General features: G+C 67.9%; 14 protein-coding genes. 3 read left to right on the plus strand and 11 right to left on the minus strand.

Annotated elements, in window-relative coordinates; all coding sequences use genetic code 11:
• The first annotated feature begins 1 nt into the window (after position 1).
• Positions 2 to 781 (plus strand): PaaX family transcriptional regulator, encoded by a 780-nt coding sequence (locus MRBLWH12_RS05135; protein ID WP_363546820.1) that lies wholly within the window; start codon positions 2 to 4, stop codon positions 779 to 781.
• A gap of 19 nt (positions 782 to 800) precedes the next feature.
• Here MRBLWH12_RS05135 and MRBLWH12_RS05140 read toward each other — a convergent pair whose 3' ends face one another.
• The 11 genes from MRBLWH12_RS05140 to MRBLWH12_RS05190 all read right to left on the minus strand — a co-directional run bounded on the left by MRBLWH12_RS05140 (position 801) and on the right by MRBLWH12_RS05190 (position 12,096).
• A complete protein-coding gene (locus MRBLWH12_RS05140; protein WP_363546823.1) occupies positions 801 to 1,331 on the minus strand; it encodes a GNAT family N-acetyltransferase in 531 nt (176 codons plus the stop codon).
• A complete protein-coding gene (gene aroB, locus MRBLWH12_RS05145; RefSeq protein WP_363546826.1) occupies positions 1,328 to 2,416 on the minus strand; it encodes a 3-dehydroquinate synthase in 1,089 nt (362 codons plus the stop codon). Before aroB ends, MRBLWH12_RS05140 begins: the two co-directional genes overlap by 4 nt.
• On the minus strand, positions 2,413 to 2,928 hold the full coding sequence (locus MRBLWH12_RS05150; protein WP_363546829.1) for a shikimate kinase: 516 nt from the start codon (positions 2,926 to 2,928) through the stop codon (positions 2,413 to 2,415). The genes aroB and MRBLWH12_RS05150 overlap by 4 nt, the downstream gene beginning before the upstream one ends.
• Positions 2,915 to 4,144, minus strand: a complete 1,230-nt coding sequence (gene aroC / locus MRBLWH12_RS05155; RefSeq protein ID WP_363546832.1) for a chorismate synthase — start codon at positions 4,142 to 4,144, stop codon at positions 2,915 to 2,917. Before aroC ends, MRBLWH12_RS05150 begins: the two co-directional genes overlap by 14 nt.
• Positions 4,145 to 4,203: 59 nt before the next feature.
• Positions 4,204 to 5,034: a shikimate dehydrogenase gene (locus tag MRBLWH12_RS05160; protein ID WP_363546835.1), complete on the minus strand. Its 831-nt coding sequence runs from the start codon at positions 5,032 to 5,034 to the stop codon at positions 4,204 to 4,206.
• 15 nt (positions 5,035 to 5,049) lie between these two features.
• Positions 5,050 to 6,453 (minus strand): endolytic transglycosylase MltG, encoded by a 1,404-nt coding sequence (gene mltG / locus MRBLWH12_RS05165; RefSeq protein WP_363546838.1) that lies wholly within the window; start codon positions 6,451 to 6,453, stop codon positions 5,050 to 5,052.
• 2 nt (positions 6,454 to 6,455) lie between these two features.
• Positions 6,456 to 6,929 carry a Holliday junction resolvase RuvX gene (gene ruvX, locus MRBLWH12_RS05170; RefSeq protein ID WP_363546841.1) on the minus strand — a complete coding sequence of 158 codons (474 nt, stop codon included), beginning with the start codon at positions 6,927 to 6,929 and terminating at the stop codon, positions 6,456 to 6,458.
• Positions 6,926 to 9,586, minus strand: a complete 2,661-nt coding sequence (gene alaS, locus MRBLWH12_RS05175) for an alanine--tRNA ligase (protein ID WP_363546845.1) — start codon at positions 9,584 to 9,586, stop codon at positions 6,926 to 6,928. The genes ruvX and alaS overlap by 4 nt, the downstream gene beginning before the upstream one ends.
• A gap of 57 nt (positions 9,587 to 9,643) precedes the next feature.
• A complete protein-coding gene (locus MRBLWH12_RS05180) occupies positions 9,644 to 9,832 on the minus strand; it encodes a hypothetical protein (protein WP_102192160.1) in 189 nt (62 codons plus the stop codon).
• 105 nt (positions 9,833 to 9,937) lie between these two features.
• Entirely contained in the window at positions 9,938 to 10,567 is a 630-nt protein-coding gene (rpsD, locus tag MRBLWH12_RS05185) for a 30S ribosomal protein S4 (protein WP_341974715.1), read from the minus strand.
• A 182-nt stretch (positions 10,568 to 10,749) separates the two neighbouring features.
• Positions 10,750 to 12,096: a replication-associated recombination protein A gene (locus MRBLWH12_RS05190; RefSeq protein WP_363546849.1), complete on the minus strand. Its 1,347-nt coding sequence runs from the start codon at positions 12,094 to 12,096 to the stop codon at positions 10,750 to 10,752.
• An 88-nt stretch (positions 12,097 to 12,184) separates the two neighbouring features.
• Here MRBLWH12_RS05190 and MRBLWH12_RS05195 point away from each other — a divergent pair, with 88 nt between their 5' ends.
• Positions 12,185 to 12,490 (plus strand): hypothetical protein, encoded by a 306-nt coding sequence (locus MRBLWH12_RS05195; protein ID WP_341974712.1) that lies wholly within the window; start codon positions 12,185 to 12,187, stop codon positions 12,488 to 12,490.
• A 144-nt stretch (positions 12,491 to 12,634) separates the two neighbouring features.
• The gene (locus MRBLWH12_RS05200) at positions 12,635 to 13,549 is read left to right on the plus strand and encodes a formate/nitrite transporter family protein (protein ID WP_363546853.1); all 915 of its coding nucleotides are present in this window, start codon (positions 12,635 to 12,637) and stop codon (positions 13,547 to 13,549) included.
• Positions 13,550 to 13,597 lie beyond the last annotated feature (48 nt).

Genomic DNA, 13,597 nt, shown 5'->3' on the forward strand with positions numbered 1-13,597 from the left:
GATGATCGCACCTCGTACGATCATCGAGGCGTTCCTCCCCCTCGACGGCGACGTGAGCCTGGCCGTCATCTACGACACCGCCAACCAGCTGGGGGTCGATGACCAGCCCGTCCGCCTCGCACTTCGACGCCTCATCGGCAGCGGCGACATCGAGCAGCGGGGACGCGGACGCTCAGGAGCGATCTTCTTGACCGATGAGGGACAACGGCGCGTGCATCGCGATCGAGTCGGGCTCAACCTCGCATTCGAACAGGACGCAGGGCGAGCGCCGTGGAACGGACACTGGCATCTCATGGCGATCAGTGCACCGGAGAGCGAGCGGGCGATTCGCGATTCGTTGCGTCGAGACCTGCTCGGGTTGGGAGCCGCCCCGATCTCGACCGGGCTCTACGCCAGCCCGCATGACCTGACAGGGCTCCTGTCGTCCGATGCCACGCCGTACCTCGTCACCGCTGTTGCCGAGCAGCTGGCGATTCGGGGCCTGACCGGATCAAGAGAGATCGCTTCGTCCCTATGGGACGCGGCGCCGACCCTCGACGCATACGCGGCGCTCGGCACTGAGATCGAGCGCGATGACGCGTCGTTGCCGGCGCTCGTCCGGCAGCTCCGGCTCGCCGACGCTCTCGACCGCGCCCTCCGGGACGACCCGCTCATTCCGCCAGAGCTCAGAGACACGCCATGGCCACCGACCGAGGTGCGCCGCCAGTGGCTGATCCATTGGAACGACGCCGCCAGCCAGGCGGACACCGCCTCCGTCTATGAGGGATGGCTCATTCCGTAGTCCAGCGCTCCGCGCCGGATCAATCGAGAGCGCGTCGCATCTCCAGTTCCGGGCCGATCACACCGGTGAAACGCAGACCCGTATCGACGAATCCGGCGCGCCGATACGCTCCCTGAGCGCGGGCATTGTCCACGTGCACGTCGAGGGTCAGCGCGGGGTCGCCGAAGGCGCGCACCCACTCGGCCGCCGCATCGAGCAGTGCATCGACCGTTCCGGCTCCGCGATGCCCGGGGCGCACGTACACGCCCACCACATCACCACGCGCTTCGAGCACCGCACGCGCATGATGGTCGGTCGCTCCCGGGCGCCAACGGAGAACCGTGACGGTGCCGATCCACTCCCCCTCCGCCTCCGCGACGAACTGGGCGACCGAGTCACCGGCCGCGTTGCCAGCGGTACGCTCCTGCCAGAACTCGTCCGGATGCGCAGCCTCGGCGGTGTAGGAATGCAGGAACGCGATCGCGGCGGCCGGATCCCGCACGGCATCCAGGCGCAGGTCGCGCACCTTCTCCCATTCGTCAGCGCGGACGCGACGAACGGTGAAACTCACGCACCGACCTCCTGGTAGGCCGCGAACATCAGGGATTCATCCGGCGCCTGCAGGATCGTGGGCTTCGCGATGTCGTCGAGCAGGACGAAGCGGAGCATCCCGCCGCGGCTCTTCTTGTCGCGCTGCATCGTGGCGAGGAGCTGCTTCCAGGCACCGGCCCGGTACGACGTCGGCAGACCGAGCGACTCGAGCACGGTGCGGTGCCGGTTCGCGGCGTCATCGGAGAGACGCCCCGCGAGCCGGGAGAGTTCGGCGGCGTACAGCATCCCGACCGAGATCGCTGCGCCGTGGCGCCACCGGTAGCGCTCGGCGTGCTCGATGGCGTGGCCGAGCGTGTGTCCGTAGTTGAGGATCTCGCGCTGGCCCGCCTCCCGGAAGTCCTCGGAGACGACGCGCGCCTTCATGTCGACCGCCAGCTCGATCGCCCGCCGGAACTCCTCGGTCTTCGTGTCGACTGCGCGCCGGGGATCGGCTTCGACGATGTCGAGGATCTCGGGAGCCCAGATGAAACCGGCCTTGACCACCTCGGCGAAGCCCGCTGTCGCCTCGTTCTCGCTGAGGCTGGCGAGTTCGTCGAGATCGCCGATCACTGCACGCGGTGCCCAGAACGCGCCGACGAGATTTTTCCCCTCAGCGGTGTTGACACCGGTCTTGCCGCCGATCGATGCGTCGACGAGTCCGAGCACCGTGGTGGGCACCTGGATGAGCTGCACGCCGCGGAGCCAGGTCGCGGCGACGAAACCGGCGAGGTCGGTCACTGCTCCCCCGCCGAAACCGACGACGGCGTCGGTGCGGGTGAAGTCAGACTGTCCCATGACCTGCCAGCAGAACGCGGCGACCTCGATGCGCTTGCCCTGTTCGGCGTCGGGGATCTCGGCCAGGAGCACCTCACGGGGGCCGTTCTCGTCGTCGGCGAGCAACCGGTCCCTGAGTTCCGCGGCTCGGGCGGCGAGCGTCGGCGGGTGCACGACGAGGATCTTCCGCACGGTCGGCGCGAGCGCCGCCGATACGCGATCGAGGATGCCGCGTCCGATGGTGATTTCGTAGGGATCGTTCCCGGTGACGCTGATGGTCGTCGTGCTCATCGCTGCTCTCTTCTCCATGTCACGATCTCGTCGGCAATGCGCTGCATCGGGCGACGAGAGGTGTCGAACACTGTGCTCGCCACCTCGTCGTACCAATCGCGGCGCTCCTCGAAGATCCTCGTCCAGCGCTCAAGCGGGTCGTCTCCCGCGAGCAACGGCCTGCTTCCGCCGCGGATCCGGTCGGCGACGGCCTCAGGCGACACCGTGAGGAAGACGACGGGATGGGGGCGCAGAAGCTCCCTCGTCCCCGCATCCGTCACCGCTCCGCCGCCCAGCGAGATCACTCCGCCCTCATCGAGCGCCGCCGACACCGCGGCGCGCTCGAGCTCCCGGAAATGCGCTTCACCCTGTTCGGCGAAGAGCACCGGGATGGGCCCGTGCGCGGCCACGATCCGCTTGTCGGTGTCGATGAACGGCACAGCGAGCCGACGAGCGACCCGCCTGCCGATGCTGGTCTTACCCGCGGCCATCGGGCCGACGAGGACCAGCGTGAGCGGCTCAGTCTCCGACATCAGACGCGATGAGCGCTGCCTCGGAGGCCGGCGCAGTGCGCAGTTCTGCCGGGATGCCGGCGAGATAGCCGTCGAGGTTGCGCCGCGTCTCGCGGATGCTGTCGCCGCCGAACTTCTCCAAGACGGCGTTGGCCAGCTCGACCGCGACCATCGCCTCGGCGACGACTCCGGCGGCGGGCACTGCGCACACGTCCGAGCGCTGGTGGTGCGCCGTGGCGACGTCTCCGGTTGCGACGTCGATGGTGCGCAGCGAATGCGGAACGGTGGCGATCGGCTTCATGCCTGCGCGCACGCGCAGCACGGTGCCGGTCGACATGCCGCCCTCGGTGCCGCCGGCGCGGTCAGAGCCGCGCGTGATCCCGTCGGTCGTCGCGAAGAGTTCGTCATGCGCTGCCGAGCCGCGGCGGCGGGTGGTCTCGAAGCCGTCACCGACCTCGACGCCCTTGATCGCCTGAATGCTCATCAGAGCCTGCGCCAGCCGCGCGTCGAGGCGACGGTCCCAGTGCACGTGCGAGCCGAGTCCCGGCGGAAGGCCGTAGGCGAGCACCTCGACGATGCCGCCGAGTGTGTCGCCCTCCTTCTTGGCGTCGTCGACCTCGGCGACCATCAGGGCCGAGGTGGCCGCGTCGAAGCAGCGCAGCGGATCGGCGTCCAGGGCATCGACGTCGTCCGGCGTAGGGAGCGCCGATCCGGCCGGCACCTGCACAGGACCGATGGAGAGCGTGTGGCTGACGAGGCGGATGCCGAGTTCGCCCAGGAAGGACCGGGCGATGGCGCCGAGTGCCACGCGTGCGGCGGTCTCTCTGGCACTCGCGCGCTCGAGGATCGGGCGTGCCTCATCGAAGTCGTACTTCTGCATGCCGACCAGGTCGGCATGGCCGGGACGCGGGCGCGTCAGCGGAGCGCCACGACCACGGGACTTGTCGGTGAGCTCCACCGGCTCGGGGCTCATGACCTCGACCCACTTCGGCCACTCCGTGTTGCCGATGCGCAGGGCGATCGGGCTGCCGAGCGTCTTACCGTGGCGTACACCGCCGGAGATCGTGAGCTCGTCCTGCTCGAACTTCATGCGCGAGCCGCGGCCGTAGCCGAGCTTGCGACGCTCGAGATCGGCCTGGATGGCCGAGGCCGTCACCGGAACGCCGGAGGGAAGACCCTCCATGACGGCAATGAGTTCTGGGCCGTGGGATTCGCCGGCCGTGAGCACGCGGAGCATTGCTCTAGTCTCCCATGCGATCCGACCGGATGCTGTCCGCGTGTCGTTCCGCGGCGGGGCTACGAGCTCGGATGATCGAGTGCCGCGCGCATCGCTGCTATGACGGCCGGCTCATCCGGCAGCACGTGCGCGGGGTCGCCATTCAGGAAGATGCGAATCTGCCGCACCGCCTGGTGCAGCAGCATCCCGAGGCCGGAGACGACGACGCCATCCCCCCACGTTGTCGCCAGCGCCGACGGCCACGGTGCGTACGCGGCGTCGAACAGCGCGCCGCCGCCATGAGCGAGACGCGCGGCCGACTCCTCCGCGAGCACCGTCCCGCTGGGGAGGGTCGCGACGGTGATGTCGACCGCTTCCGCTGCGTCATCGAGCGGCGCGACCTGGACATCGATGCCCAGCCGCGTTCCGAGCTCGACGAGACCGGCCGCGCGCTCGGGCCTGCGGGCGCGCACGTCCACCCGGATGGCGCCGATCTCGGCGACGGCGACCAGCGCCGAGGCCGCAGTGGCGCCGGCGCCGAGGATGCGCGCCGTGCGGACTTCGGTGATGCTGCGCTCGGCCAGGGCATCGATGATGCCCCCGACATCGGTGTTGAACCCGGCCAGCTCCTCGCCCAGGAGCAGGGTGTTCATGGCTCCCGTCATCTCCGCGTGCCGGTCGTGCGTCGCGGCCGCGCGGAACGCATGCTCCTTGAGCGGCATCGTCAACGAGAGGCCGAGCCACGACTCATCCAGCGAGCCGAGCTCATCCGCGAAAGCGTCTCCGGTCACCTGCCGGCGCCCGTACTCCCAGTCCAGGCCGAGCACCGTATAGGCGGCGGCGTGCAGCGCCGGCGACTTCGAGTGCGCGATCGGGTCACCCCAGACGGCGAGACGGCGCTGATCCACCATGTCAGGCGCCGTGCATCAGTAGCAGCCGCCGTCAGGGTTGTCCTGGCACCACTGCTTGTACCGGGCCTCGGCCTGCTGCTGCTCCGCGTACGTCGCGGAGAAGACCGTCTCGCCGGTATCCAGATTGACGGTGACGAAATAGAACCAGGGCCCATCCGCGGGATTCTGAGCCGCGTCGATGGCGGCATCGCTGGGGGCCGAGATCGGACCGGTGGGCAGTCCCGCGTGCTTGTACGTGTTCCACGGGTTCTGATCGCCGACGACGGCGTTCCAGTCCCAGCTGGAAACGGGACCCTCGTGTGTAAGCCCGTATCCGTACTGGGCGGTCGAGTCCATCTGCAGCAGCCCGTGCGTCTCCTGATTGCCTTCCTCGAGGCGATTCTCGATCACCCGAGACACCTTGTCGAAGTCGGCGGTGCTGCCCTCGCGCTGGATGATCGAGGCGATCGTGAGCACGCGCTGCTCGTCTCCGGCCTGGACCCCTGCCTTCGTGAGCGATTCCCGGGTGCGGTCGACCATCCGCTGGATCACCTGGGTGGCGGTGACCTCCGGGTCGAACGTGTAGACGGCCGGGAACAGCCAGCCTTCGAGAGACTCCGCGGTCACTCCGTAGGCGGAGGGGTCGGCGACGGCGGCTTCGAAATCTGCGAGCGGGATGCCGATGCTCTCCGCGATCCCCGGCAGCATCGCCTTGATCGTGCTGCCCTCGATCACGCTTGCCGTGTTCTCCAGCTTGTTGGCTTCGTCTCGAAGCGCTGCCAGAGCGGCCTCGGCGGTCATCTTCTCCTGAAGGCGGTACACCCCCGGGTAGAACGTGACGGCGATGGCCTCTTCGATGAGGTAGTCGTAGAAGACGTCCTCCGTCTTGGTCACGCCGGCCTCGTGGAGGGCGGTGGACACCGGGCGACCGGTGTCTCCTTCACGAATCGTCACGAAGACCTCACCGGTCGCGAGGCCCGGCTCCCAGTCCTTGGGCTCGCCCCAGCCCATGGCGTCGCTGATCTTGTCGCCGTAGGTGTTCCAGGCCCAGACGCCCGCGCCCGCGATGCCGCCCACGATCACGAGGACGATGATCAATGCGATCAGACATCCGCGGCGTCGCTTCTTGGGGGGTGCGTGAGAATCGATGTCGTCGTGATGGGCATCGAAAAGGTCTTCGAGACGCCCTCCCTGCTTCTCCGCCACGGCCACCGGCGCCGGGGCGGTGGCCGTCACGAACGGGTCTTCAGAGACGACCGGCGGGATCGGCGATGCCTGTCGCGGTTCTGCGGCCTCTCTGGCCGCCCGGCGGGAACCGGGCACAGGGGCGCTGGTGTCGACCGTCGGCAGCTGCGCTGTCGGCTCCGGAAGGTTCCCGAACAGGGCGCCCAGACGGGCATCCGAATCATGCTGGGGGGGATGATTCTCGCGTTCAGCCATGTTCAGGCGGACTCCTCGTCAAGCGGGACGGCCACACCGGCCGGGTTTCCGGTGCTCTTCTCCGTGTCGATCGCCTGCTGCAGAAGCACCACGGCAGCGACCTGATCCACAATGCTACGAGAGTTCTTCTGAGTTCTGCCCGAAGAACGCAGGGCCGCGTGTGCGGTAACAGTGCTGAGCCGTTCGTCGACCAAGCGCACCGGGATCTTCGTGCGGGCTTGCAGATCGGCAGCGAAAGTCCGCGCATCTGCCGTCGACGGTGTGTCAGTACCCTGCATGTTCACGGGCAGACCGACGACGAACTCGATGGGCTCGTACTCGTCTGCGAGCTCCGCGATCCGGCCGAGCGACGTCTCGGCACGGGGCACCGTCTCGATCGGAAAGGCGAGCATCCCGTCCGGATCGCAGCGGGCGACGCCGATTCGGGCCTTGCCGACATCGATGCCGAGCCGCACACCCCGTCGGAAACCGCTCACGCGCCGCGAAGCTCCTGGCTGATGGCCTCCAGCGCCGACGCCAGTGCCGACACGTCAGTGCCTCCGCCCTGCGCGACGTCGTCACGACCGCCGCCGCCACCGCCGAGCACACCGGCCGCACGCTTCGCGAGCGCTCCGGCCTTCGCGCCGGCAGCGCGTGCCGAGTCGTTCGTCGCGACGACGACGACAGGGCGTCCGGCCACGATCCCGCCGAGTGCGACGACAGCAGCATCCGCGCCGAGGCGCTCTCGCACGCCGAGCGCGAGCTCGCGGACGTCGTCCGCCGAGGCGATCTCGCCCAGTGACAACGCCGCGACCCGATGTGCACCGACGCGCACGGCGGCCTCGGCGATCGCCGGAATCTGTCCTGCGCGTTCCTTGGCCTCGAACTGCGCGATGCGCTTCTCCGCTGCCTTGAGGTTCGCCGCGAGGTCTGCGATGCGCTCGGAGAGCTGGTCACGCGGCGTCTTCAGGGCGCTGGTGAGCTGCGAGACGAGAGCGCGTTCCGCGGCCAGTTCGCGGAACGCGTCCTGACCGACCAGGGCCTCGATACGGCGGTTGGATGCGCCCACTGAGGATTCTCCGACGACGCTGACGATGCCGATCTCGGCGCTGGTGTTCACGTGTGTGCCCGCGCACAGTTCGCGCGACCAGGGACCGCCGATGTCGACCATCCGCACACGGTCGCCGTACTTCTCGCCGAACAGCGCCATGGCGCCGGCTTCCTTCGCCTCGTCGAGCGACATGATGCGTGTGGTGACCTCGAGTGCGTCCTGCACAGCGCGGTTCGTGATCTCTTCGATCTCGGTGCGCGTGTCGGCCGACAGCGCCTGCGACCAGGCGAAGTCGAACCGCATGTAGCCGGCACGGTTCAAGGAGCCGGACTGGGTCGCCGTCGGCCCGAGCGTGTCGCGGAGCGCCGCGTGCACGAGGTGCGTCGCGGAGTGCGCCTGTCGGGCGGCACGACGGTTCGCGGCGTCCACCACGGTTGTTGCGGCGTCATCGACCGAGACGCTGCCGCTGGCCACCTCGATCGTGTGGCTGATCAGACCGGCGACGGGTCGCTGCACGTCGAGGACCTCGAGCACGAAGCCCGCACCCACGATGGTGCCCTTGTCGGCGACCTGGCCGCCGGACTCCGCGTAGAGCGTGGTCTCGGACAACACCACCTCGGCGATCTGTCCCTCACTCGCGGTGCGGACGGGCTGGCCGTCGACGAGGATGCCGAGGATACGGGACTCGACCTCGAGCTCGGTATAGCCATCGAACCCGGTCTCGCCGAGTCCGCGGAGCTCCCGGTAGACCGAGACGTCGGCCAGCTGGCGCTTGCGGTTGCGCGCGTCTTCCTTCGCGCGGGTGCGCTGCTCCAGCATGAGCGAGTCGAACGCGGCGCGGTCGACGGACAGTCCGGCTTCTTCGGCGACCTCGAGTGTGAGATCGATCGGGAACCCGTAAGTGTCGTGCAGCAGGAACGCCTCAGGGCCGCTGAGCGTGGCTCCGCCGCCCTTCTTCGTCTCATCCAGCGCGAGGTCGAGAATCGTCGACCCCTGTGCCAGCGTGCGGCGGAACGTCTCCTCCTCGGCGAAGGCGGAAGCCGACAGCGTCGACCACTCCTTCGCGAGCACCGGGTACGCCGTCTGCATCGCATCGCGCGACGCGGTGAACAGCTCCGGGAAGGTGGGCTCGTCCACGCCGAGCAGCTTCATCGCGCGGACGGTGCGGCGCATCAGACGCCGCAGGATGTAGCCGCGGCCCTCGTTGGACGGCCGTACGCCGTCGGAGAGCAGCATCAGCGACGAGCGGACGTGGTCGGCGATCACGCGGAAGCGCACGTCGTCTTCGTGCACCGCGCCGTAGCGGCGACCCGAGAGTTCGACGGCACGGTCGAGAACCGGGCGCACCTGATCCGTCTCGTACATGTTCTCGACGCCCTGCTTGAGGAACGCGACGCGCTCCAGGCCCATTCCGGTGTCGATGTTCTTCTGGGGCAGCTCCCCCACGATGTCGAACTCTGTCTTGCCGCGGACGTTCTCGATGAAGTCCTGCATGAAGACGAGGTTCCAGATCTCCAGGAACCGCGAGTCATCAACAGCGGGGCCGCCGTCCTTGCCATAGGCGGGGCCACGATCGAAGAAGATCTCCGAATCGGGACCGCCGGGCCCGGGCTGTCCGGTGTTCCAGTAGTTGTCGGCACGGCCGAGGCGCTGGATGCGCTCCGGCTTCAGACCGATGATGTCCCGCCAGATCGCCTCGGCCTCGTCGTCGGTCTCGTAGACCGTGACCCAGAGATCCTTCTCCTCGAAGCCGTAACCGCCGTCGGACTCGGCACTGGTGAGCAGCTCCCAGGCGTAGCGGATCGCGCCCTCTTTGAAGTAGTCGCCGAACGACCAGTTCCCCATCATCTGGAAGAACGTCCCGTGACGGGCCGTCTTGCCCACCTCTTCGATGTCGTTGGTGCGGATGCACTTCTGCACATCGGCGATCCGCGGATGCGGTGCCGGCACCACGCCGGTCAGATACGGGATGAACGGCACCATTCCCGCAACCGTGAACAGCAATGACGGATCATCGCTGACAAGAGAGGCCGAGGGGACGATGACGTGGTCGTTCTTCTCGAAGAAATCGAGATAGCGCTGCGCGATCTCCGCAGTATTCATAGGGGTAGTGAGTGTCCTTGCGTGAAGGGTGAAGAAGCCGCGCGTCTGCGCGCTGGATCAGTTGTTGCCGGGCTCGGTGAGCCGCGCCTGCTGCTCGCGATATGCGTCGCCGAGGATGCCGGTGAACTCGTTGATCCTCGCGTCCACATCGGCCAGGATGTCGTGGCCGCGGGGATCCTTGTCCATGAAGTGCGCGGCGACGAATCCGCCGATCACACCGATGAGGAACCACAGCACAGTCTTCATGTCGTCATCCTTGCCCTTGGTCCGCGGAGACGCGGTGCCTCCATCGTAAGCGGAAACGCCAAGAGGCGTCGGGTTGCCCCGACGCCTCTTGGTGAATGAACTCGATCAGCGAGCTGCGTAGTACTCGACGACGAGCTGCACTTCGCAGGTCACGGGGACCTCGACGCGCTTCGGACGACGCAGCAGGCGAGCCTGGAGCTTGTCGAGCTCGACCTCGAGGTAGCCCGGAACCGGGGGCAGGACCTCGGCGTGACCGCCGGCTGCTGCCACCTGGAAGGGCTCGGTGCCCTCGCTCTTGGCCTTGACATGGATGAGCTGACCCGGCTTCACGCGGAAGGACGGGCGGTCGACGAGCTGGCCATCGACGAGGATGTGACGGTGCACGACGAGCTGGCGAGCCTGCGCGGTCGTGCGGGCGAAGCCCGAACGCACGACGAGAGCGTCGAGACGCATCTCGAGCAGCTCGACCAGGTTCTCACCGGTCAGGCCGTCCTGACGACGTGCCTCGTTGAACGTATTGCGCATCTGCTTCTCGCGGATGCCGTACTGCTCGCGCAGACGCTGCTTCTCGCGCAGACGGACGGCGTAGTCGCTGTCAGCCTTGCGCTTGGTGCGGCCGTGCTCGCCCGGAGCGTAGGGACGCTTCTCGAGGTAGCGGGCTGCCTTCGGGGTGAGCGCGATACCGAGCGCGCGGGACAGGCGGACCTTGCGGCGGTCCTGGGACTTCGTGGTCACGAAGTTTTCCTTCCGATGACGTGGTCGCGTCTTTCACGACTCACGGACGTATCTCCCCCGCCGGCCCTTCCAGGTGCACGCCGGGGCACGGAGGAAGGTGAGTAAGAGCGAGGGGATGCCCGAAAACTGTGTTTCGAGCCGATCAAGTCTAACAGATCGGGGAACCGCTCCTCAGCAGCGGGTCAGCGGTCGCCGAGGATCCGGCGGATCTTCTCGAGTCGAGCGGAGATGTCGCGTTCGGCGCCGAGCTCTTTGGGCTCGTAGTACCGGCGTCCGTCCAGCTCATCCGGAAGGTACTGCTGGGGCACGACGCCGTAATCGCTGTCGTGCGAGTAGACATAGCCCTTGCCGTGTCCGAGCCTCTTCGCACCCGGGTAATGCGCATCGCGCAGATGAAGCGGCACCCGGCCGAAGCCTCCGGAACGGATGTCGGCGATCGCCGCATCGATTCCCTTGTATGCGGCGTTCGACTTCGCCGTCGTCGCGAGATAGACCGTCGCCTCCGCCAGGGGAATCCGCCCTTCCGGCATTCCGATGAACGCCACCGCATCGGCGGCTGCCACAGCGATCACGAGTCCCTGCGGGTCTGCGAGCCCGACGTCCTCCGAGGCCGAGATGACGAGGCGGCGGGCGATGAAACGAGGGTCCTCACCGGCCTCGATCATCCGGGCGAGATAGTGCAGAGCGGCATCCGGATCGGAACCGCGGATCGACTTGATGAACGCGCTGATGACGTCGTAGTGCTCGTCGCCCTGCCGGTCGTAGCGCAGCAGTGCGCGATCGACCGCCTGCGCGACGTCGTCGGCGGTGACTTCTGGCGCGGACCCGGCGTCAGCGGTGTCGTCCACGCCGTGTGACAATGCCACAGCCGCTCCCGCTTCGAGCCCCGTGAGTGCGCGTCGCGCGTCGCCGGATGCGAGTCGGATGAGCGCTCCGCGTGCCTCGTCGGAGAGCGCGACAGTGCCGTTCAGACCTCGCGGGTCGGTGACGGCGCGATCGACGAGCATGCCGATGTCGTCGTCGGTGAGTGCATGCAGAGTGAGCAGCAGGGAACGCGACAGCAGCGGCGAGATCACCGAGAACGACGGATTCTCGGTGGTGGCAGCGATCAGGATGACCCAGCCGTTCTCGACGCCCGGCAGCAGTGCGTCCTGCTGAGCCTTCGTGAACCGGTGGATCTCGTCGAGGAAGAGGATCGTCGTCTGCCCGTAGAGGTCGCGCTGGGTGATCGCCTCCTGCATCACCTCACGGACGTCCTTCACCCCGGCTGTGATGGCGGAGAGTTCTACGAAGCGGCGGCCCGAGGACCGGGCGATCGCCTGCGCCAGGGTCGTCTTGCCAGTGCCGGGCGGCCCCCAGAGGATGATCGAGACAGCACCGGGCGACGTCGCGTCCGGGTCGGCGAGGGCCACGATCGGAGACCCGGCGCGCAGGAGATGCTGCTGTCCGGCGACCTCTGCGAGTGCGACCGGTCGCATCCGCACGGCGAGAGGTGTCTGCCCGGAGAGCAGCGCGGCGGCGGAGGTCATCCCCCCAGGCTAATGCGGGTCTGCGACGTTCGCGGCGGTAGGCTCGCAGGCGGCGCCCAGCGGGGGTGCAGGGAGAGGTGTGAGCGGCATGGCCGGACGTGGTTCGAAGAACGATCAGCGGGCACGCGCCGCAGCGGAACGCGCCCGTCTGTACACGGCTCGCAGCGAGTGGCACCAGGGCCAGGAACGCCGACGCGTACGCGACAACATCGTCGCCGGTGTCGCCGGCGGGCTCCTCATCGCCGGCGTGATCGCCAGCCAGGTCGTGCACGCCCAGGTCACCGCACCCGAGCCGGAGCCCACCCAGAGCATCGCCCCGACCCCGAGCGAGACTCCGGTGGAGACACCCGCTCCGATTCCGTCCGATACTCCCGCGGAGACGCCGGCTCCGTAGCCGCAGCGACGCTCACACCGCCTCGCAGGCGTTTGTGAGCCGCCCGGTGCACGGGCGTAACGCGCCTGGTCCCTCCGGGAAACGCCGTTGAGTCATGCTGACCACAGCCGAACTCGTGGCTCCCTGTCCCTCTGGAGGTCTCTCATGTCCTACGTCAAGCCCGCGGAACTCGTGACCCGCATGGTCGACGCCGGCGCCTACAAGCTGCAGATGTCGACCCGGGACACGTTGATCCGCTCGTTCATGGGCGCCGCCCTCCTCACGATCGCCGCCGCGTTCGCGGTCACGGTCTCAGTCAATACCGGCCAGCCACTCCTGGGTGCGCTGCTCTTCCCGGTCGGCTTCGTGATGCTCTACCTGCTCGGATACGACCTGCTCACCGGAGTCTTCACGCTCACTCCGCTCGCGCTCCTCGACAAGCGCCCAGGGGCGACCGTGGGCGGAATGCTCCGCAACTGGGGCCTGGTCTTCCTGGGCAACTTCGGCGGCGCGTTCATGGTCGCCGTCCTGATGGCGGTGTACTTCACCTACGGGTTCTCCACCGAGCCCAGTGCCGTCGGACTCGCGATCGGCGAGATCGGCCACGGACGGACCGTCGGCTACGCCGATCACGGTGCTGCCGGGATGCTCACCCTGTTCATCCGCGGTGTGCTGTGCAACTGGCTGGTGTCCACCGGCGTCGTCATGGCGATGATCTCCGACAACGTGCTCGGGAAGATCGTGGCGATGTGGATGCCGATCATGCTGTTCTTCTACATGGGCTTCGAGCATTCGATCGTGAACATGTTCCTGTTCCCCTCCGGGCTGCTCCTCGGCGCCGACTTCACGATCATGGACTACCTGATCTGGAACGAGATCCCCACCGTGGTCGGCAACCTCGTCGGCGGCCTGCTGTTCGTCGGGCTCCCGCTCTACCTGACCCACGGTCGCCCGTCGGCGCGCAGGGCTCGCGCTGCGCGGGTGGACGGCTCCGCTCCCCGGGTCCGGACGCCGAAGCAGGTCGCACCGGCGGATCGTATCGTCGAGCCGGTGAATGCTGAGCCGGTGAACGTCGGCTGATCTGACGCATGACGGTGCCCGGTGAGCCTTCGCTCACCGGGCATCGTC

The organism is Microbacterium sp. LWH12-1.2 (genome assembly GCF_040675825.1).
GTDB lineage: Bacteria > Actinomycetota > Actinomycetes > Actinomycetales > Microbacteriaceae > Microbacterium.